At 67.1% G+C, this 19711-nt stretch carries 17 protein-coding genes and 1 pseudogene; 9 read left to right on the top strand and 9 right to left on the bottom strand.

All coding sequences use genetic code 11. The annotated features are described in order from the left end of the window. Window positions 1–5 precede the first annotated feature (5 nt). The 5 genes from NA10_RS12065 to NA10_RS12085 all read left to right on the top strand — a co-directional run bounded on the left by NA10_RS12065 (window position 6) and on the right by NA10_RS12085 (window position 5612). A complete protein-coding gene (locus tag NA10_RS12065) occupies window positions 6–1292 on the top strand; it encodes a PucR family transcriptional regulator (protein ID WP_245677164.1) in 1287 nt (428 codons plus the stop codon). Window positions 1293–1432: 140 nt separating this feature from the next. Beyond that, complete coding sequence (locus NA10_RS12070) at window positions 1433–2347, top strand: ACP S-malonyltransferase (protein WP_067567271.1); 915 nt, start codon at window positions 1433–1435, stop codon at window positions 2345–2347. Window positions 2348–2433: 86 nt separating this feature from the next. Further along, window positions 2434–2751, top strand: a complete 318-nt coding sequence (gene acpM / locus NA10_RS12075; RefSeq protein WP_067567274.1) for a meromycolate extension acyl carrier protein AcpM — start codon at window positions 2434–2436, stop codon at window positions 2749–2751. 10 nt (window positions 2752–2761) lie between these two features. After that, the gene (locus tag NA10_RS12080) at window positions 2762–4012 is read left to right on the top strand and encodes a KasA/KasB family beta-ketoacyl-ACP synthase (RefSeq protein WP_067567277.1); all 1251 of its coding nucleotides are present in this window, start codon (window positions 2762–2764) and stop codon (window positions 4010–4012) included. Window positions 4013–4181: 169 nt separating this feature from the next. Next, the gene (locus NA10_RS12085) at window positions 4182–5612 is read left to right on the top strand and encodes an acyl-CoA carboxylase subunit beta (RefSeq protein ID WP_067567280.1); all 1431 of its coding nucleotides are present in this window, start codon (window positions 4182–4184) and stop codon (window positions 5610–5612) included. Between the two features lie 87 nt (window positions 5613–5699). On the opposite strand, the gene NA10_RS12090 is transcribed toward NA10_RS12085, so the two are convergent. The 6 genes from NA10_RS12090 to NA10_RS12115 all read right to left on the bottom strand — a co-directional run bounded on the left by NA10_RS12090 (window position 5700) and on the right by NA10_RS12115 (window position 11438). Then, window positions 5700–7091, bottom strand: coding sequence for an FAD-binding oxidoreductase (locus NA10_RS12090; RefSeq protein ID WP_067567283.1), 1392 nt, complete (start codon window positions 7089–7091; stop codon window positions 5700–5702). A gap of 200 nt (window positions 7092–7291) precedes the next feature. Continuing rightward, entirely contained in the window at window positions 7292–7708 is a 417-nt protein-coding gene (locus NA10_RS12095; RefSeq protein ID WP_067567286.1) for a hypothetical protein, read from the bottom strand. 76 nt (window positions 7709–7784) lie between these two features. Further along, window positions 7785–8318 carry a DUF3145 domain-containing protein gene (locus tag NA10_RS12100; protein ID WP_067567529.1) on the bottom strand — a complete coding sequence of 178 codons (534 nt, stop codon included), beginning with the start codon at window positions 8316–8318 and terminating at the stop codon, window positions 7785–7787. A gap of 119 nt (window positions 8319–8437) precedes the next feature. Continuing rightward, the gene (locus NA10_RS12105) at window positions 8438–9250 is read right to left on the bottom strand and encodes a serine hydrolase domain-containing protein (RefSeq protein WP_067567532.1); all 813 of its coding nucleotides are present in this window, start codon (window positions 9248–9250) and stop codon (window positions 8438–8440) included. Between the two features lie 10 nt (window positions 9251–9260). Beyond that, window positions 9261–10691: an amino acid permease gene (locus NA10_RS12110; protein WP_373862362.1), complete on the bottom strand. Its 1431-nt coding sequence runs from the start codon at window positions 10689–10691 to the stop codon at window positions 9261–9263. A gap of 372 nt (window positions 10692–11063) precedes the next feature. Beyond that, the gene (locus NA10_RS12115) at window positions 11064–11438 is read right to left on the bottom strand and encodes a MerR family transcriptional regulator (RefSeq protein WP_245677160.1); all 375 of its coding nucleotides are present in this window, start codon (window positions 11436–11438) and stop codon (window positions 11064–11066) included. Window positions 11439–11483: 45 nt separating this feature from the next. Here NA10_RS12115 and NA10_RS12120 point away from each other — a divergent pair, with 45 nt between their 5' ends. From NA10_RS12120 to NA10_RS12130, 3 genes and pseudogenes are all read left to right on the top strand, one after another. Then, entirely contained in the window at window positions 11484–12254 is a 771-nt protein-coding gene (locus tag NA10_RS12120) for an alpha/beta fold hydrolase (protein ID WP_067567292.1), read from the top strand. Between the two features lie 36 nt (window positions 12255–12290). After that, window positions 12291–13481, top strand: coding sequence for a serine hydrolase domain-containing protein (locus NA10_RS12125; RefSeq protein WP_067567295.1), 1191 nt, complete (start codon window positions 12291–12293; stop codon window positions 13479–13481). 111 nt (window positions 13482–13592) lie between these two features. Continuing rightward, window positions 13593–14591 (top strand): annotated as a pseudogene (locus NA10_RS12130) (agmatine deiminase family protein); the annotation flags it as partial. Between the two features lie 3 nt (window positions 14592–14594). Here the strand turns inward: NA10_RS12130 and NA10_RS12135 are convergent. Further along, complete coding sequence (locus NA10_RS12135; protein ID WP_067567301.1) at window positions 14595–15191, bottom strand: DinB family protein; 597 nt, start codon at window positions 15189–15191, stop codon at window positions 14595–14597. A 108-nt stretch (window positions 15192–15299) separates the two neighbouring features. After that, window positions 15300–16364 carry a phosphotransferase family protein gene (locus NA10_RS12140; RefSeq protein WP_084514555.1) on the bottom strand — a complete coding sequence of 355 codons (1065 nt, stop codon included), beginning with the start codon at window positions 16362–16364 and terminating at the stop codon, window positions 15300–15302. 116 nt (window positions 16365–16480) lie between these two features. Here NA10_RS12140 and pabB point away from each other — a divergent pair, with 116 nt between their 5' ends. Beyond that, a complete protein-coding gene (pabB, locus tag NA10_RS35510; RefSeq protein WP_157556421.1) occupies window positions 16481–18991 on the top strand; it encodes an aminodeoxychorismate synthase component I in 2511 nt (836 codons plus the stop codon). Window positions 18992–19188: 197 nt separating this feature from the next. Here pabB and NA10_RS12150 read toward each other — a convergent pair whose 3' ends face one another. Continuing rightward, window positions 19189–19680 (bottom strand): hypothetical protein, encoded by a 492-nt coding sequence (locus tag NA10_RS12150; RefSeq protein ID WP_067567537.1) that lies wholly within the window; start codon window positions 19678–19680, stop codon window positions 19189–19191. Between the last annotated feature and the right edge of the window lie 31 nt (window positions 19681–19711).

The raw sequence follows: 19711 nt of genomic DNA on the forward strand, positions 1-19711 counted from the left end.
GCCGGATCAACGAGGGCTCCTCCGAACACGAGGTCTACCTTCCGACCGGCGCACTCTCGCCGAACCGGCAGACCCGAGATCCACTCCCCGACACGCTGCTCAAGCGCGTCAAACAGTTCTCGGGGCGGCTATCCACCGAGGCGGTGTCCTCGATGCAGGAGCGGTTGCCGTTCTTCGCCAATCTGGATGCGGCGCAACGCGCCGGGGTCCAGATGCTGGTGCAGACGGCGGTGGTGAACTTCCTGGAATGGCTGCAGGACCCGGAGAGCGATATCAGGTTCAGCCTGGACGCTTTCCAGGTCATCCCGGACGATCTGGCGCGGCGGCTGACGCTGCGCCAGACCGTGGACATGGTCCGGGTGGCCATGGAGTTCTTCGAACAGTGGCTGCCCGCGCTGGCGCGCAATGACCGGCAGCTGGTGGCGTTGACCGAGGCGGTGCTGCGATACGGGCGGGAGCTCGGCTTCGCGGCCGCCTCGGTGTACGCCAGCGCCGCGGAATCGCGTGGCGCCTGGGATACCCGGCTGGAAGCGCTGGTCGTGGACGCGGTGGTGCGCGGCGATACCGGCCCCGAAATGCTGTCCCGCGCCGCGACCCTCAATTGGGATGCCACCGCCCCGGCCACGGTGCTGGTCGGCACGCCCCCCAAAGATCAAGTGGCCGTGGTCGGTTCGGTGCATTCGGTGGCCGCCCGGCACGGCCGCAATGCCCTGGCCGTGGTGCAGGGCTCACGCCTGGTGATGGTCGTCAGCGGCCATCTGGGCGACACCATGTACCCCTCGCCATTCCTCGCCGACCTGCTCAGCGAGGCTTTCTCCGATGGCCCGGTGGTGATCGGCCCGACCACCCGCACGCTCTCGGCCGCACATATAAGTTCGGTCGAGGCGATGGCGGGAATGGAGGCCGTGGTCGGCTGGCGCAGCGCGCCACGCCCGGTGCACGCGACCGAATTGCTGCCCGAACGCGCACTGCTGGGCGACCGTGCCGCCGTAAATGCCCTCAACGAACTGCTTGTGTTACCGTTGGCCGCCGCTGCGGGCGAGCTGTCCAATACCTTGGACGCCTACCTGGACTGCGGCGGAGCCGTCGAGACCTGTGCTCGCCAACTGTTCGTTCATCCAAATACCGTCCGCTACCGGTTGAAGCGAATCGCCGATATCACGGGCCGGGATCCGATGAACCCGCGCGACGCCTACGTGTTACGAATCGCGTCCACGATAGGTCGGCTGACTCGAACCCGTAACGAATCGTCCACTTCCGCCCCAGATGCAACCCCCGTCACAGATGCGTAAGTCGGCATGTAACGCCTTCGGCGAATCGGACGATCCGAACAACCCACGTGCCCTTTTGTAGACACCTCACAAAAGACCCCGCCAAGCTTCATTCGCGCCGACATCTCGTGCGAGCGCCACCACGGTGTTCTCTTAGAGGCGTGATCGCAGTGTTCGCCCCAGGACAGGGCTCTCAGACACCCGGCATGCTCACCCCTTGGCTCGAACTGCCCGGCGCGGCCGATCGAATCGCGTTGTGGTCGAAGGCCTCGGGACTGGACCTGCTGCGGTTGGGTACCACCGCGACCGCGGAGGAGATCACCGATACCGCGGTGACTCAGCCACTGGTCGTCGCGGCGGCGCTTCTGGCATTCGCGGAAATCCCCACGGATTCACTGACCGCGGATACCATCGTCGCCGGACATTCGGTCGGCGAGCTCGCGGCCGCGGCCATCGCCGGAGTCATCTCCCCCGATGACGCGGTGGCACTGGCCGCTCTCCGCGGTGCGGAGATGGCCAGGGCGTGCGCGCTCGAGCCGACCGGTATGTCCGCGGTGCTCGGCGGTGACGAAGCCGTCGTGCTCGCTCGACTCGACGAACTCGGCCTGATCCCGGCCAACCGCAACGCGGTGGGTCAGATCGTGGCGGCCGGTAAGCTGGACGCGCTCGCGGAACTCGCGAGCAACCCGCCCGAAAAGGCGCGCGTCCGAGCTCTTCCGGTCGCGGGCGCTTTCCACACCGCGTTCATGGCACCCGCCCAGGACGCCGTGGCAGCGGCCATCGCCAAGATCACTCCGGGCGAGCCGATTCGGACCCTGCTGTCGAACTTCGACGGTAAGCCGGTCGTCTCCGGCCAGGATGCGGTCGACAAGCTCGCTGCTCAGGTCACCCGCCCCGTGCGCTGGGATCTGTGCACCGAAACCGTTCGCGCGGCGGGTGTTTCCGCGGTGGCAGAGCTGCCACCGGCCGGAACCCTGGTCGGCATCGCCAAGCGGGAGCTCAAGGGCACCCCGAATCTGGCGCTGAAGACCCCCGCGGACCTCCCCGCGCTGGCCGAACTTTTGATCACGGGCTAGCTTGACTCGCGGTCCCGCACCGTCAACGGCGACGGCGCACTCGGATCGCAAGCACGAAGAACACCATCCGACCCCAACTACCGAATATGAAGGGAGCCACCACAGTGGCCGCTCTGACCCAGGAACAGATCGTCGAAGAGCTCGGCAAGATCATCGAAGAGGTGACCGGTATCGAGCCCTCCGAGGTGACCATCGAGAAGTCCTTCGTCGACGACCTGGACATCGACTCGCTGTCGATGGTCGAGATCGCCGTTCAGACCGAGGACAAGTACGGCGTCAAGATCCCCGATGAGGACCTTGCCAGCCTGAAGACCGTCGGCGACGCCGTCTCCTACATCCAGAAGCTCGAGGCCGAGAACGCCGACGCCGCTGCGGAGCTCAAGTCCAAGTTCGGAAGCGAGTAGGACCGCAACCGTGACCACTCCTTCCACCTTGAACGGGAACTTCCCCAACGTCGTCGTGACCAGCATGGCGGCGACCACGTCGATCGCTGGTGACGTCGATGCGACGTGGAAGGGACTCCTCAACGGCGAGAGCGGCATTGACGTTCTCGAGGATGACTTCATCGAGGAGTACGACCTTCCGGTCCGTATCGGCGGGCATCTGAAGGTGTCCCCGGATACTCTGCTGAGCCGTGTCGAGATCCGCCGTATGGCGTATGTCGAGCGACTGGCGACCGTCCTCGGTCGCGAGGTCTGGAAGAACGCCGGCACCCCCGAGGTCGATCCGCTGCGCCTCGGCGTGGCCATCGGCACCGGCCTCGGTGGCGGCGATGCTCTCATCGATTCGGTGGACAAGCTGAAGAACGGTGGCTACCGCAAGATTTCGCCGCTGGCTGTTCAGATGGTCATGCCGAACGGTCCTTCCGCCGTTGTGGGTCTCGAGCTCAAGGCCCGGGCAGGAGTGATCACTCCGGTCTCGGCGTGCTCGTCGGGTTCGGAGGCCATCGCCAACGCGTGGCGGATGATCGTCATGGGTGACGCCGATATCGTCGTCACCGGTGGCGTCGAAGGTTTCATCGATTCGGTGCCGATCGCGGCCTTCTCGATGATGCGTGCGATGTCCACTCGCAATGACGATCCGAAGGGTGCTTCGCGACCCTTCGACAAGGATCGCGACGGCTTCGTCTTCGGCGAAGCGGGTGCGCTCATGGTCATCGAGACCGAGGAGCACGCCAAGGCTCGTGGCGCCACCATCCACGCCCGGCTCATGGGCGCGGGGATCACTTCGGACGGCTACCACCTGGTGGCGCCGGATCCGGAGGGCACGGGCGCCGGTCGGGCCATGCAGCGCGCAATGCAGACGGCGGGCCTGTCCGCGAAGGACATCACCCACGTCAACGCGCACGCGACTGCCACCCCCATCGGTGACACCGCGGAGAAGAACGCGATTCACTACGCAGGCGTTCAGCATGCGTCGGTCTACGCACCCAAGTCCGCCCTGGGCCACTCGATCGGCGCCGTCGGCGCGCTCGAGTCGGTGCTCACGGTTCTCAGCATTCGGGACGGCATCGTCCCCCCGACGCTGAACCTGGAGAACCAGGATCCGGAGATCGATCTGGATGTCGTGCACGGTGAAGCTCGCCGTCAGGACATCGAGTACGCGATCAACAACTCTTTCGGTTTCGGTGGGCACAATGTCGCGCTCGCCTTCGGCCGGTACTGACGCACTGCTGAGCCGTTGATTCGGTTCGGCATCAGCGCCGGTTCGTAAGACAGGCGGTCCCGGGGGGATTCGGAAAACGCGATCCCGCATCCGAATCCCCCCGGGACTTCGACATTTTCGCAGCCGCTCTCAGGCGACCGCACTTCCTTAATCAAGAGGAGAGTTTGCGATGACCATCATGGCCCCTGCTCACGCTGACACCGCGACCGATCCCCGTGATCCACTGGGCCGGTTGCAGCGCTTCTTCGACCCGGGCACCGTGCTTCCGCTGCACCCGCGCGACAAGTCCGGCGTGCTCGCCGCCATCGGCGAGGTCGACGGCGTCCGCACCGTGGCCTACTGCTCCGACGCCACCGTCATGGGCGGCGCCATGGGCGTGGAGGGTTGCAAGCACATTGTCGATGCGATCGATACCGCCATCGACTCCAAGATTCCCGTTGTCGGACTCTGGCATTCGGGCGGCGCCCGACTGGCCGAGGGTGTCGAGGCATTGCACGCGGTCGGACTGGTCTTCGAGGCCATGGTCCGCGCGTCCGGCCTGGTTCCGCAGATCTCCGTGGTGCTCGGTTTCGCCGCCGGTGGTGCGGCGTACGGTCCGGCACTGACCGATATCGTGATCATGGCCCCCGAGGGCCGTGTCTTCGTCACCGGACCGGACGTGGTGCGCAGCGTCACCGGTGAGAACGTGGATATGGCGACTCTGGGCGGGCCGGTCACGCACGGCAAGAAGTCCGGTGTCTGCCATATCGTGGCCCATGACGAGGCCGATGCCATGCAGCGCGGTCGTCGCCTGATCTCCATGTTCGCCGAGCAGGGCGAATTCGATCTGGTCGCCGCCGCGCACGGCGATGTGGACCTCAAGGCCATGCTGCCCGCCTCGGCCAAGCGCGCCTATGACGTCAAGCCGATCGTGCACGAGCTGCTCGACAATGTCGACGGCGAAAGCACTTTCGAGGAATTGCAGGGCGGTTACGCGCGCTCGATCGTGACCGGTCTGGGTCGGCTCGGCGGGCGCACCGTCGGCGTGCTGGCCAATAACCCGATCCGCATGGGCGGCTGCCTGAACTCCGAAAGTGCCGAGAAGGCAGCGCGTTTCGTGCGCCTGTGCAACTCCTTCGGCATTCCGCTGGTCGTGGTCACCGATGTTCCGGGCTACCTGCCCGGTGTCAGCATGGAGTGGGAGGGCGTGGTGCGCCGCGGCGCGAAGCTGCTGCACGCCTTCGCCGAGGCCCGCGTCCCGCGTGTCACCCTGGTCACACGCAAGATTTACGGTGGCGCGTACATCGCCATGAATGCCCGATCCCTCGGCGCCACAGCGGTGTACGCCTGGCCCGAGTCCGAGGTCGCCGTCATGGGCGCCAAGGCCGCGGTCGGCATCCTGCACAAGAAGGCCATTGCCGCCGCTCCCGAACAGGAGCGTGAGGCTCTCATCGAGCGCCTCACCGTCGAGCATGAGCAGATCGCGGGCGGCGTCGAGCGCGCCGTGGCGATCGGCGTGGTGGACGAGGTCATCGATCCGGCCAAGACCCGGTCGATCATCGCCGCCGCACTGGCCGCGGCTCCGGCCCGGCCGAGTCACCTGAAGAACATTCCGCTGTAGGGGATTACAGGGGAAGCAGTAAATACGCGGCACATCGAAGGCGGGCGGTCTCCACAAGAGACCGCCCGCTTTCACATTCCGGGTCGCTCAGGCGGGGCGGATATTCGCATTATGACGCAGCACGTTGTCCGGATCCCAGATGGCCTTGAGGGCGGCCAGGCGAGAGTACTTGTCGCCGTAGGTATCCCGAATGCGCTGCTGATCGTCGTCGACCAGGAAGTTGATGTACCCGGCATCGGAGCGAGCGTGCGGGAGCAGGGCCTCCCAGGTGTCGCGGACCCAGGCGCGTTCGGCGTCGAAGTCGGACGGATCGGTGCACAGGGCGCTCAGATTGATCGCCCAGCAGGGTTGCCGGGAACCACCGAATGCCGTTGCCGCATCCGGGATCTCGGCATATCGTCCGCGCAGCGGGAAGATCGGCGCGATGGTGAGCGGCGAGTGCCGTCGCGGAAAGCGGTGCACCAGTTCGGCGATCACCTCGTCATTGAGATCGTCTATGTAGAGCGACTTTTCGTAGGCGGGCAACCCGCGCGGTGCGGCATCATCGAACATCTGCTGGAGTGCGGTGTACGGGATGGGAGTCACCAGATCCCATGCGGGTGCGGGCGCGGCGGCGCGCAGGGGTGCGACCACCTCGGCGAGCTCTTCGGCGGTGCCGAAACCTATGACGGCGGTGACGAATCCGGGCCGGCCCTGGTACTCCTGCGGAACGAACGGCAGCGGCGGGGCGCTGACCGCGAGGATCGCGCCGCTATAGCCCTCGGGCAGCTCGCGCAGGCAGGCGGCCCCGGCGGCCAGACCGGCCGGGGCGTCCGGCGGGGTCCAGTAGAGCATGGTGAGCTGACCCAGCGGGGGCAGATCATGCAGGGCGAAGGTGAATTCGGTGACGATGCCGAAATTGCCGCCGCCACCGCGCAAGGCCCAGTGCAGATCGGCGTTCTCCGCGGCCGAGGCGGTGACGATATGTCCGTCGGCGGTGACGACGTGCGCGGAAATCACACTGTCACAAGATAATCCGAACAGCGAGGTGAGCCAGCCCATGCCACCGCCCAGGGTGAGGCCGCCGACACCGGTATCGCTGATGAATCCGCCGGTGACCGCGAGCGCGTGCGCGGCGGTGGCGGCGTCGACCTGCGCCCAGGTGGCTCCCCCGCCGACCGTGGCGGTCTTGCCCACCGGATCGACGGTGATGCCGTCCAGCGCACCGAGGTCGATGAGCATGGCGTCATCGGCGACCGCATGCCCCGCGTAATTGTGCCCGCCACCGCGCACGGTCACATCCAACCCGTGCCTGCGCGCGTGCAACAGCGCCCGCGCCACCCCCGCCGCCGAGGCGGGCTGCACGATCACCGCGGGGCGGCGATCGAAGCATCCGCTCCAAATCTGCCGCGCCACATCGTATTCGGCGTCCTTCGGCGTGATCACCGCGCCGTCGATTATGGCGCGCAGTCCCTCGATATCGATTCCAGCTGTCGTCACAGTGCCGCTCCCTCGCGTGCCGCGTCAGGGCCGGGACCGAGGACCGGGGTGCGTGTGGCGGCGGCGCACCCCGCGTGGTCGTTCGGCCTCATCCGGAGCTGACGTGTGTCATATCGCCACCCAGAGCATTACGAGGCGGCGGGCCGCGAAGTTCATCGCGCACAATGCGTTTTCGCGAAGGAGTATGCGAAGACCGCGGATTACGAGAGCAGTCGGACCTTGTCGGCCGATTCGTTCTGGCTGGCGCACTCCTGGAAGGGATTCGGATCCCCCTGGCGCACACCGCAGACCCAGCGCATATCGGCCACCTCGATGGCGAGGTCACCGTCCGCCTTCTTGGCCCGCTCCCGGGTGTAGGTGGTGGCGACCTGAACCGCGGTCGCGCAGAAGTCCGTTCCCTTCGCGGTGAGGGTGACGACCGCGAGTCCGTCCGGGCCGGTGCCGCAGGGGACCGCTTCCTGGCCGGGAAGCGCCTGGGAGGCCGCCGCCGGGGTGGCGCTCGGCCGGGAGGCGCTGGTTGCGGCGGCATCGGCCGTATCGTTGTTACCGCATGCCGCCACCGCGAGCACGGTCGCGGCGCAGACCGCCAGGGTCAGCGGACCTTGAATTCCCCGCACAAAGATCTCCTTTTCGCACAGACCGATTGACTACCGGATCGGACTTCACCAGGTCGGAGCGAATCGCGGGACTTCGTCAGCCGACGTCGCGACGCAACCAGGTGACTTCCGCACCCTCGCCGCCCAGGCGGAAGGGCTCCAGGGCATCGTCCCATGCCGTGCCGAGTGCGCGATCGATCTCGGCGGCAATGTCATTGGCGGAGCCGCGACCATTGGCGCGCGCCTCGGCGACTATCGAGCGCAATCGCATCTCGCCGACCATGACATCCCCGCTGGCGCTGGTCGCGCCATGCCAGAGGCCGAGGCCGGGTACGAAGCTGTAGCGTTCGCCGTCGACTCCCTCGCTGGCGTCCTCGGTGACTTCGAAGGCCAGTACCGGCCAATCACGCAATGCTCCAGCTAATCGTCCGCCGGTACCGACTGGCCCGTACCAATCGGTGGTCGCCCGCAAATTTCCGGGGGCCGCGGGTTGGGCGGTCCAACGCAGTTTCGCGGGTGCTTTGAGGGTGGAGGTGAGGGTCCATTCGATATGCGGGCACAGCGCCGCCGGCGACGAATGAATGTATACGACACCAGACGTCGCGTCGGAGAACTGACTCGTTCCGCGCACCACTAACACCTCCGGCTTCGACGGGGACGTCTTCCCCAACGACCCGCTCCAGCCAGCGTTGCCCGAGTTTACTGGAGTGCTCGGAGTTACGTGTGTTACTTATTGCCCGTGTCGTGTTTCTACGCAAACTCCGCGATCACGGCATCGCTGAGGGTAGGCCACGCCGCGCGCGCCCAGTCTCCGAAATTTTCGTCCGCCAGCGCGAGACACGCCATGCCGACTTCCGGATCAACCCAGAGAAAAGTACCCGATTGCCCGAAGTGCCCATAGGTCCGCGCGGAATTCGCGCCGCCGGTCCAGTGCGGGGCTTTGTGATCACGAATTTCGAAACCCAGACCCCAGTCGTTGGGGCGCTGTGACCCGTAGCCGGGAAGTACACCATTGCGTCCCGGGAACTGCACTGTGCTTGCTTCACCGAGCAATTCCGCGGTAACGCAGGTGGGATTCAGCAATTCTTCGGCGAACCGCAGGAGATCTGCGACCGACGAACTGGCCGCATGTCCGGCGGGCCCGGCGAGCACGGACGATTCCATGCCCAGCGGCTCGAAAACCGCCTCGTGCAGATAGCGTTCGAACGGGATACCGGTTTGCCCGGCGACGAACTCGGCCAGCACCTCGAATCCGGCACTGGAGTAGATGCGCCGCGCACCCGGTTCGGCCAGCACCTCGGTGGAATCGAAGGCCAGTCCGGAGGTGTGCGCGAGCAGGTGCCGCACGGTGGCGCCGAGCGGACCGGCGGGTTGATCCAGTTCGATCGCGCCCTCCTCGACGGCGACCAGAACCGCGTATGCCACAAGGGGTTTGGTCACCGAGGCGAGGCGATACACCCGATCGACATCACCCTCGGTGTCCTGGACGCCCTTACCCCGGACCACGACCCCCGCCGCGGTATTGGGGACCGGCCACTCTCGAATCTGCTCCAGCGCTCGCACGGTCACGAGCCTACGAGTCCAGGGTGACCGCTGCCGGCCGGGGCCGATTCAACGCGGAGCGGCGGCGGCCGTAGGCGAAGTACACGATCAGGCCGACCGCGGACCACAGCGTGAAGGCCAGCCAGGTCACGCCGGGCAGATGCCAGAGCAGCCAGAGGCACATGCCGACGCCGAGCACCGGAACGAGTGGGACAAGCGTCCGGAAGGTGCGCGGCAGATCGGGTTTGGTGCGGCGCAGCACAAGCACGCCGATATTCACCAGGCCGAAGGAGACCAGGGTGCCGATATTGGTGGCATTGACCAGCTCGCCCAGCGGGATCAGCGCGGACAGCACCGCGACCACACCACCGACGAGGAGGGTGTTGGTGGTCGGCACCCGCTTGGCGCCGACCTTGGACAGCACCCTGGGCATCAGGCCGTCACGGGACATGGCGACCAGGATCCGGGTCTGCCCGTACAGTACGGTGAGTACCACCGAGGCGATGGCGATCACCGCACCGGCAGCGAGAATCGTTGCGGGCCAGCTCTTTCCGGTGACCTGATCCAGCACGGTCGCCAGTGACGCGCCGGACGAGCTGACACCGTCGACGCCGACTGCGGCGACCGCGGTCAATGCGACCAGCACATACATGAGCGTCACGATGCCCAGCGAGATGATGATGGCGCGCGGTAGATCCCGCTGCGGATTCTTCGCCTCCTCACCCGCGGTGGAGGCGGCGTCGAAGCCGATGAACGAGAAGAAGACCATCGATGCCGCGGACCCGATTCCGGCCACGCCCTCGGGCGCGAACGGGCGCAGGTTGCCGGATTTGAACGCGGTCACCGCGACCGCGACGAAGAAGATCAGCACCGCGATCTTGATCAGCGTGGTGCCGGTGGTGACCCGGGCGCTCTCCCGAATCCCGCCCAGCAGCACCGCCGTCGCGATCAGAACGACCACGGCCGCAGGCAGATTGATGATTCCGCCGTCGCTGGGCGCGGAGGCCAGCGCATCGGGAATCCGCCACCCGACGGTCGAGCCGAGGAACTCGTTCAGATACGCGCCCCACCCCACCGCGACGGCGGCCACCGAAACCCCGTATTCGAGCAGCAGGCACCACCCGCAGACCCAGGCGATGATCTCACCGAGCGTCGCATAGGTATAGGAGTACGCCGATCCGGAGACCGGCACCGCCCCCGCGAGTTCGGCGTACGACAGCGCCGAGAACAGCGCCGCGAGCGCCGCGATGGCGAACGAGATGACCACGGCGGGCCCGGCCAGCGGCGCGGCCTCCCCCAGCACCACGAAGATGCCGGTCCCGAGCGTCGCGCCCACCGACAGCGAGATCAGCGGAACGAGCCCCATACTGCGCCGCAGGGCCGTGTGCTCACCCTCGGAGGTGAGCTGTTCGACAGGCTTGGTCCGCAGCAACGAAGCGGTAATCGAAGGAAATCCAGGCACGTCCGGCAACGCTACCGGCTCGCGGACTGGTTTCTCGCACCACACCCCGGCACTCCGGGCGATACCACACCAGTCAGCAATCGACCCGCGACGCTTCGTACCGGGCATGCGAACTCTTCGCCCTCCCAGCTGGATGGCCGTGGTCACCTACAGAACGCACACCCCGAGACCCTGCACGTGCGATCACGGGGTACTCATGCCGCGGACACGCCGAATATCCCTTCACCAGCACCCCATGAACGCATGCCCAGATGTGTATTGGCGTGTGGCGCGGGCATTTCGGGGGTCGTTGCGACGCGGGATGCGTCATGTACGGGATACGGCGTGGTTGGTGACTCGAGCTCCCGGTGGGCGCACGTCCAGAGTGGGGCGTCAGGATTCGTAAGGGGCGGCCAGGACTGCGGCTTCTTGGCGAGCGAGGAGGGCGCGCTGGTGCTGGAGGTCGGCTATTTGGGTGTCGAGGCGGGTGAGGCCGTCCTGGACGACTTTTCGGGAGTGGTCGCAGTGCTGGAAGCCGGTATCGGTGGCGCACGGGAGGAGTTCGCGGATGGCGCGGGTGGACAGGCCGGCGTCGAGGAGTTCGCGGATGCGGTGCACGCGGGCGGGGGCCTGGTCGCCGTAGGTGCGGTAGCCGTTCGAATCACGGTGCGGGATCAACAGTCCCTGCTCTTCGTAGTAGCGCAGCAGCCGGGGCGCGACGCCGGTGGCACGCGACAATTCACCGATCAGCATTGTGACCTCCCGCACAGCGGATTGACCTTCACATCCATGTGAATCCCTAACGTCACCGGCATGACGAACATTTCGCTCTCCACCACAGTCACCGGTTCCGGCCCCGCAGTACTGCTCGCCCATGGCGCGGGCGGCGGTATCCAGGCCAACTTCGGCGGGCTGATTCCGCTGCTCGCGGAGCGGCACACCGTGATCGGACCCGACTATCCGGCCGATGACACTCATCTGGAACTCGACGCGCTGGCCGACGCCCTGGTCGCGGAGGCGGATGCGGTTGGGGCGGAACACTTCACGATCGTCGGATATTCACTCGGCACCACGGTGGCCGTGCGCGCGGCGATCCGGCATCCCGAGCGGGTGCGCGGGCTGGTCCTCACCGCCGGATTCGATCGGCCCGACAACCGCACCCGCCTGAATATCGAGCTGTGGCAGCGCGCGCTGGCCGCCAACGATCGAGAACTGTTCGCGCACATCGTGCTGCTGGCGGGTTTCACCGCCGATTTCGTGAATTCCATGTCCCCCGAACAGCTTTCGGAGGCGCTGACACAGACCGCCGCGAACATCCCCGGCGGTACGGCGGCGCAGGCCGCGCTGATCAGCACCATCGACATCACCGCGGATCTGCCGCGCATCACCGTACCCACCCTCGTCATCGGCCTCACCGGTGATCTGCTCGTCGATCCGTCGGGTGCGCGCCGCCAGGCCGCGGCCATCCCGGGGGCCGAGTATCGGGAACTCGACGGCGGTCATGTCGTCATGCTGGAGAATCCCGCGCCCTGGTATGAGGCGGTTCTCGATTTCATCACCAAGCACCCGATCGAGCAGGCATAACCGCGCTCGACCGCCCCGGCTACGATCGGTTCCACCATGAGTGAGCAGGTCACGGTCCACGGTGAGGTGGACAGCGGGTTCGGGGCGGTCGCGGATGCTTTCCGGCGGAATTTCGCCGAGCACGGCGAGATCGGGGCGGCGGTCGCCGTTTTCGACGGGGACCGGCCGGTGGTGGATCTGTGGGCGGGCCGCCGCGATCGCAAGCGGCGGCTGCCGTGGGAGCGGGACACCATGGCCCCGGTGTGGTCCTGTACCAAGGGCATGACGGCATTCGTGGTGGCGGCGGCGGTTTCCCGGGGATTGCTGGACTACGAGGCCCCGGTGGCGCGGTACTGGCCGGAGTTCGCGGCCAATGGCAAGGAATCGATCACCGTCCGCCAACTGCTGGACCATCAGGCGGGTCTGGCGGCGCTGGACCGGCCGGTCCGGCTGCGCGATATGGCGGATCTCGACGGACTCGCGACCATTCTGGCGGCTCAGAAACCCCTGTGGCGACCGGGAACTCGGCACGGCTACCACCCGATCACGGCCGGGCTGTATCAGGGCGAACTCATCCGCCGGGTCGATCCCGAACACCGCACCCTCGGCCGGGTATTCGCCGAGGATTTCGCCGCACCGCTCGGCCTGGACTTCTATATCGGCCTGCCGGAAGCGGTTTCACTGGATCGCGTCGCCACCCTCTCGGCCACCGAGGGCCTGGATATCCTGCGCTATGAGCGCGATCTCCCGCTGCGTATCGGCGTTCAGCTGTACGCCAAGCGCGGACTCTCCTTCCGCGCCTTGAACTCTCCGCAGGTCGGCGCGCCCGCCCGGGCCGCCCGCCGCGAATTCCTGGAGGTGGAGAGCCCGGCCGCCGGCGGTGTGGGCACCGCCCGCTCGCTGGCGCGCGTCTACGGCGCGGCCGCGGGCAGAACCGGGGAACTCCCCGTCGACGCGGAGCTGTTGGACCGCTTGGCATCCGCCGATACCGCCCGAGACGTCCCCGCCGACGATCTGGTCCTGCTCACCCCGAGCCGCTATCACCTCGGTTTCCGAAAGTCCTGCGGTGGTTTCCGTTTCGGCACCGACGCGCGCGCCTACGGCACCACCGGTTACGGCGGCTCCTTCGGATTCGCCGATCCCGCAACGGGACTGGGCTTCGGCTACACGATGAATCGCCTGGGTATGGCGGTGCTGGATGATGTCCGCTCCCGCAATCTACGCGAGGCGCTGCGCCGCGGCGTATGACCGCGTTCCTCCCCGGAACCGCCCCGCACACCCGCTAACCTCGTATTCGCCAATGGTTTGCCCGCACTTGTCGCGGGTGCCGACGAGGTCAGGAGTCGTTCGATGCAGCGATACCGGATGCCTGAGGAAGGCAGCCCGCACCAGCGCACCTGGATGGCGTTCGGGGCCGGCGAACAGGTCTGGACCGCGGACCTGCTACCCCTGGCCCAGCGCGCCCTGGCCGATATCGCCCGCGCCATCGCGCGTTTCGAACCCGTCTCCATGCTGGTGCGGCCCGCGGAACTCGCGGTGGCGCGCGCCCTGGTCGGCCCGGATATCAGCCTGTACGAGGCACCCCTGGATGATCTGTGGCTGCGCGATTGCGGCCCGGTCTTCGTGGTCGACGAATCCGGTGCGCAGGCGGGTATCGACTTCAATTTCAATGGCTGGGGCGATAAGCAGGAGCACACCGAGGATTCCCTGGCGGCCAGTTTCGTGACCGCGCGGGCGGGTGCGGAGGCGGTGCACACCGAACTCGTCCTGGAGGGCGGCGGTATCGAGGTGGACGGCGCGGGCCTGGCGATCATCACCGAAAGCTGTGTGCTGAACGACAATCGGAATCCGGGCTGGACCAGGCCGGAGGTAGAGCAGGAACTGGAGCGCCTGCTCGGCATCGAGAAGATCATCTGGCTGCCCGGCGTCGCCGGACGCGATATCACCGACGGTCACACCGATTTCTATGCCCGCTTCGCCCGGCCCGGTGTGGTGGTGGCCGGATTGGAGAACGATCCGGACGCCTTCGACTACGAGGTCACCCGCACCCATCAGGAGATCCTGCAGGAGGCCACCGATCAGCACGGCCGCCCCCTGCACCTGGAGATCATCGAGGGCCCGGACACCATCCGCTCGGAGTGGGTGGACGCGGATTTCGCGGCCGGCTACATCAACTTCTATCTCTGCAATGGCGGTGTGATCGCCCCGCAGTTCGGCGATGCCCCGCGCGATACCGCCGCCGCGAACACCCTGCGCCGCCTGTTCCCGGATCGCGAAGTCGTGCAGCTGAATATCGATGCCATCGCCGCCGGAGGCGGCGGCATCCATTGCACGACCCAGCAGGAACCGGCGGCGTGACCGCTAAGCCGTTGTGGTGCTGCGGTTCTCGACGTCGTGGGCGTGGTGCACGACGTCGTGCAGGAAGTACCTGCCGAGGGTCTCGACGGTGAAGACCGAACCGTTGCTGCGCTTGGCCGGGCGCTTCAACTCGGCCACCGAGACCGATTCGTATGCGCGCGCGGTGGTTTCGGCGGCGTCGCGCAGGTCGGCGGCGACCTGCGCGGTGTTCTGTGCCGCGTAGTTCTCGGCGAGGGCGGTCTCGTCCTGATCCCAGTTGGCGAACATGGGGATACCGGAATCGTCGAGGGTGACCGCGGTGTCGTAGCCGCCGATCACCGGTCCGGGGCGGGGCGAACCGGTGCGGGCGATATCGAGGCGATGCTCGAAGATCCGGCAGACATCGCGGACGTGCGCGGCGTACTCCAGGGCCGACCAGGTCGAATCATCCGGGCGCACAGTGGCATTCGGATCATCGAGGGCGGCAGTCAGCACGGCGGCGCTGGCGCGCACCCGCGCGGGAATCGACTCGAACGCGGTGGCGCTGGGGTCGAATCCGCATTCGTCGCAGGTGCGTTCCAGCACCCAGGTCCAGTCTTTGGCATCGGGCACGATCGGCATATCGGTAACCTATCGTGGCGCGAGATTATCGGCCACCAACATCCTGCCGTGGCACGTCGAGATCGCGACAGGTCCGCGACTCCGCCCACGATGGGCGCGCGGCCGGGCTCACTCCATCAACCGGTGCGCCTTCTCGAACAGCTCCAAGGTGATGGCGTGCAGGAAATCGCCAACCTGCTTGGGCGCCTTGCCCGCCGACGCGCGGGCATACGTGCCCTCCAGGACGATGCCGAGTTTGAAGCAGGCCAGCACCGTATACCAGGTGACATTGCTCAGATCGCGGTCGGAGAATTTGCCGTAGTGCTCGGTCATCTCCGCGGCGGTGGGCAGCCCGCCGACCGCGCCGAGCGTACCGATCAGCGCCGCGCCGGTGGTGCCGGGTTCGGGGCGGGTGGCGATCTGCCAGCCCAGATCCAGCAGCGGATCGCCGATGGTGGACATTTCCCAGTCGACCATGGCGGCGACCTGTGGACCGTCATAGGAGAACATCATGTTGGCGAGGTGGCAGTCGCCGTGCAGGATGCCGGGCCGCCACTGCGCGGGGCGATTACGGTCCAGCCAGTCGCCGACGCGGTCGACGCCCGGGATCTCGGGTCCGGCATAGCCCTCGTTGACGCTGTACGAGTCGAGTTCCTTGAGCCAGCGCGGCACCTGACGCTCCAGGAAGCCTTCCGGCTTACCGTAATCCGCGAGTCCGAGCGCCTCGTGGTCGAGCGAGCCGAGCCGGGCGATGGCCTCCACGGCAGAGAGCCCCATCTGGCGACGGATCTCCGGCTGGCCCGCGTGCAGCGGGGGGAGTTCGTTCTGTGGATTGAAGCCGATGATCGGTTCCATGAGATAGAAGTTGGCCCCGATGAGCGATTCGTCGGCCCCGGCCGCGATCACCCGGGGTGCGCGCACGCCGGTGCCGGCGAGGGCTTCGAGAATGCGGGATTCGCGGCGGATGACATTATTGCTGGCGGCCCGCAGATGTTTGGGCCCGCGCCGCAGCACATAGTCGCGCCCGCCGCGGGTGAAGCGCAGCATGATGTTCTGGGTGCCGCCGCCGAGGGGTTTCACCTCCTCGAAGTCACCGCCGGGCAAGCCCTGCTCATCCATCCACTTCCCGACGACCGCGAAGTCGACGAGGTCGCGATCCACGCCGACCGGCTGCACTTCTGACATGCCCCACATTGTGCCGTAACCGTCCAGGACAACTGAAGGCATATGCCCGCAGAAGTGGTGGTGACCTCGTTCACGCAGGTCGAGGCCGGGGGCGCGGGTGGGCGTGGCGTAAAGTTGCCAGCCAAATGCGCACGCTGCTGATCGACAACTACGACTCGTTCACCTACAACCTGTATCAGCTGATCAGTCAGGTCAACGGGGTGGAGCCGGTCGTCGTGCGCAATGACGAGGTCGCGAACCTCGCGGAGCTGGGGCTCGAGCGGTTCGACAATATCGTCATCTCGCCCGGGCCCGGCAGGCCGGACATCCCGCGCGATTTCGGCATCTCGGCGGCGGCTATCGCGGATTCGGCACTGCCGCTGCTGGGTGTCTGCCTGGGACATCAGGGCCTGGTGATCGCGGCGGGCGGTACGGTGACCGCCACTCCCCGCGCCCGGCACGGATACCCGGATCGGATAGCCCACGATGGGCGCGAATTGTTCGCCGATGTGCCGCGGGACTTCACGGCCGTGCGCTACCACTCACTGTGCGCCACAAGGCCATTGCCCGCGATGCTCGAGGTCACCGCGACCGCCCCGGACGGCGTGATCATGGGCGTTCGGCATCGCGATCGGCCGCAGTGGGGCGTGCAGTTCCACCCCGAATCGATTTCGAGTGAGTACGGCGCACTGCTGCTGCGCAATTTCTCGGATCTCACCCGGGCGCATCAGCGGCGCGCCGGTGAGCGGCGAGATGTGTTCGTGCACACACCCGGTGGCGTCGAACCGCCTGACTCGCGCGCGGGGACGACCCGACATGCGACCCCTGAAAGCGCGCCGCGCCAAAGCTCCCGCCCTGCTCCTGAACTCGACTCCAGCTCCACCACCACGACCACAACCCTCGCCACCGACACCCGCACCGACACCGTCCTCGCCGCCGACACCCGCACCGACACCGTCCTCGGCACCGGCACCGGCACCGGCACCGGCACCGGCAGCGTCCTCGACACCGGCAGCGGCAGCGACAGCGACAGCGACAGCGACACCGCCCTCGGCAACGGCAGCGACAGCGACACCGCCCTCGGCAGCGGCAGCGGCAGCGGCAGCGGCAGCGGCAGCGGCAACGGCAGCGGCAACGGCAGCGGCAGCGAGGACAGTCGCGCTCAAATCCCCTCTGCCACAATTCATTACCGCATCGAGCAGATAGTGCTCGACCGGGCCGTCGACGCGGAGGCGGTGTTCGACCGGCTGTACCGCGACTCGCGCACGGCATTCTGGCTGGACAGTGAGCACGTGGAGCCGGGGCTGGACCGGTTCTCCTTCCTGGGTGACGCGTCCGGTCCGCTGGCCGAAATCGTCCGCTACCGAGTGGGTTCGGGCGAGGTGCAGGTCGAATCGGCCGCCGGGCACCGCAACGTGGCGGGCGGTGTGCTCGACTACCTATCCGCCGAACTGGGCCGCAGACGGATCGAATTCCCCGAGGTGCCCTTCGATTTCGTCGGCGGATACGTGGGATACCTCGGCTACGAGATGAAGGCCGACTGCGGGGCGCGGGTCGCGCACCGCGCACCGACCCCGGACGCACAGTGGCTCTTCGCCGATCGACTGATCGTGGTCGACCACGAAGCGGGACGCACCCATCTACTGGCCCTGGCCGAATCGACAGCGGATTCTTCCGCCACCGAAGCGGATTCCATTGCCGCCGCACGGGATTGGCTGGCCATGACGCGCGCGACGCTGGACGGGCTGCCGACCTGGGAGAATCCGCCGGATCTCGAGTTACGGACCGATGAGAGCATGGTCGCTCCGCTGCTGACCCGGGGGCGGGCACGCTATCTCGCCGATGTGGAAGAGGCTCGGGCGCAATTGCTCGCGGGGGAATCGTATGAAATCTGTATCACCGACAGCGCGTATCTCCCCGCCGCGAGTGACGGGCTGAGTGTCTATCGGACGCTGCGCCGCTGTAATCCGGCCCCCTACGCGGCTTTTCTGCGCTTCGAGGAGGTGGAGGTGGCCTCGGCCTCCCCCGAGCGGTTCCTCAAGCTGGATCGGGCGCGGACGGTGGAGAGCAAGCCGATCAAGGGCACCGCGCCGCGCGGGCACACCTCGGCCGAGGATGAGCGGCTGGCGCGGGAATTGGCGCTCGATCCGAAGACGCGCGCGGAGAACCTCATGATCGTCGATCTGCTCCGCAATGATCTGGGCCGGGTCTGCGAAATCGGCTCGGTACACGTCCCCAAACTCATGGCGGTGGAGACGTATACGACTCTGCACCAACTGGTTTCGACCGTCCGCGGCACCCTGCGCCCGCACCTGGACATCATCGATGTCCTGCGCGCCTGCTTCCCCGGCGGCTCCATGACGGGCGCGCCGAAGCTGCGCACCATGGAGATCATCGACGGTCTCGAAACCGAGGCGCGCGGCATCTACTCCGGCACCATCGGCTTCCTCGGCCTGGGCGGTACCGCCGACCTGAATATCGTCATCCGAACGGCGGTGCGCCACAACGGTTCCTGGCGTGTAGGCGCGGGCGGCGCAATCGTCCTGGACTCCGACCCACACGCCGAATACCAGGAAATGCTCTGGAAGGCAGCCACCGCCCTCCGCGCCCTCCCCGGCCTCACCCTCCCCCCGAGGACCCCCCTCCCCTCCGCCTGACACCTCGAACAAGGCCCCCGACACCCGCCGCCAAATCCCTTCGCCAACCCCGTAACCACGGCGTCCCTCGTCCCTCCCGGAGCGCAATGACATCGCTCGTTGCGCACATCCCGGGTTCTCGGCCACTCGCACACCGGGAGCGGGGGCCATTACCTGCCGGGAGCGCGTGCAGGTGTCACTCCCTGAATGCCGTGCGGCTATTTGATCCTGCGCGGCCTCGACGGGGGTGGTTCGGGGTCGGGGTCTTCGCGGGTGAGGCCGGTGAGGCGGCCCAGGAGGGAGAGGCCGGGGAGTTTCTCCAGGCGGGAGACGGCTTCCCCGCCCGCCGCGGAGAGGGTTTCCAGGCGGGTGAGCAGTTTGTCGTAGGCGATGAGGGCCGGTTCGGCCAGGGTCAGGGTGCGGTCGAGGCGGTCGATGGTGGAGTTGAGGCGTTCGACCGCGACGGTGAGGTTCTCGATGAGGTCGGGGAGTTGGGCGGCCAGCTGCATGGAGGCCGGAGGCAGCCGGACGGCGGTATCGAAGGCCTGGGTGGCGGTGAGTTGGGCGGAGTCGAAGGCGTCACCGGCGGCGGCCTGCGCGGCGACGACGGCGGCCTGGGCGGCGGCGAGGATCTCACCGGGCGTGGGCACGCGCGGGGTTTGCGGTTTACCGCGTGGGGGCTGGCGGCCCGGCCCCTTTGGTATTGTCATGATTCCACTGTGCCGCAGCTTCGGGGCCGCG

Source organism: Nocardia acidivorans NBRC 108247 (assembly GCF_001625085.1).
In the GTDB taxonomy this organism is placed as follows: Bacteria; Actinomycetota; Actinomycetes; order Mycobacteriales; family Mycobacteriaceae; genus Nocardia; species Nocardia acidivorans.

Excerpts from the sequence above, each read along its gene's own strand:
- NA10_RS12140 (WP_084514555.1), bottom strand. The coding sequence starts at position 16,364 with ATGTGGGGCATGTCAGAAGTGCAGCCGGTCGGCGTGGATCGCGACCTC.
- NA10_RS12120 (WP_067567292.1), top strand. The coding sequence starts at position 11,484 with ATGACGAACATTTCGCTCTCCACCACAGTCACCGGTTCCGGCCCCGCA.
- NA10_RS12150 (WP_067567537.1), bottom strand. The coding sequence starts at position 19,680 with ATGACAATACCAAAGGGGCCGGGCCGCCAGCCCCCACGCGGTAAACCG.
- NA10_RS12135 (WP_067567301.1), bottom strand. The coding sequence starts at position 15,191 with ATGCCGATCGTGCCCGATGCCAAAGACTGGACCTGGGTGCTGGAACGC.
- NA10_RS12125 (WP_067567295.1), top strand. The coding sequence starts at position 12,291 with ATGAGTGAGCAGGTCACGGTCCACGGTGAGGTGGACAGCGGGTTCGGG.
- pabB (WP_157556421.1), top strand. The coding sequence starts at position 16,481 with ATGCGCACGCTGCTGATCGACAACTACGACTCGTTCACCTACAACCTG.
- acpM (WP_067567274.1), top strand. The coding sequence starts at position 2,434 with ATGAAGGGAGCCACCACAGTGGCCGCTCTGACCCAGGAACAGATCGTC.
- NA10_RS12085 (WP_067567280.1), top strand. The coding sequence starts at position 4,182 with ATGACCATCATGGCCCCTGCTCACGCTGACACCGCGACCGATCCCCGT.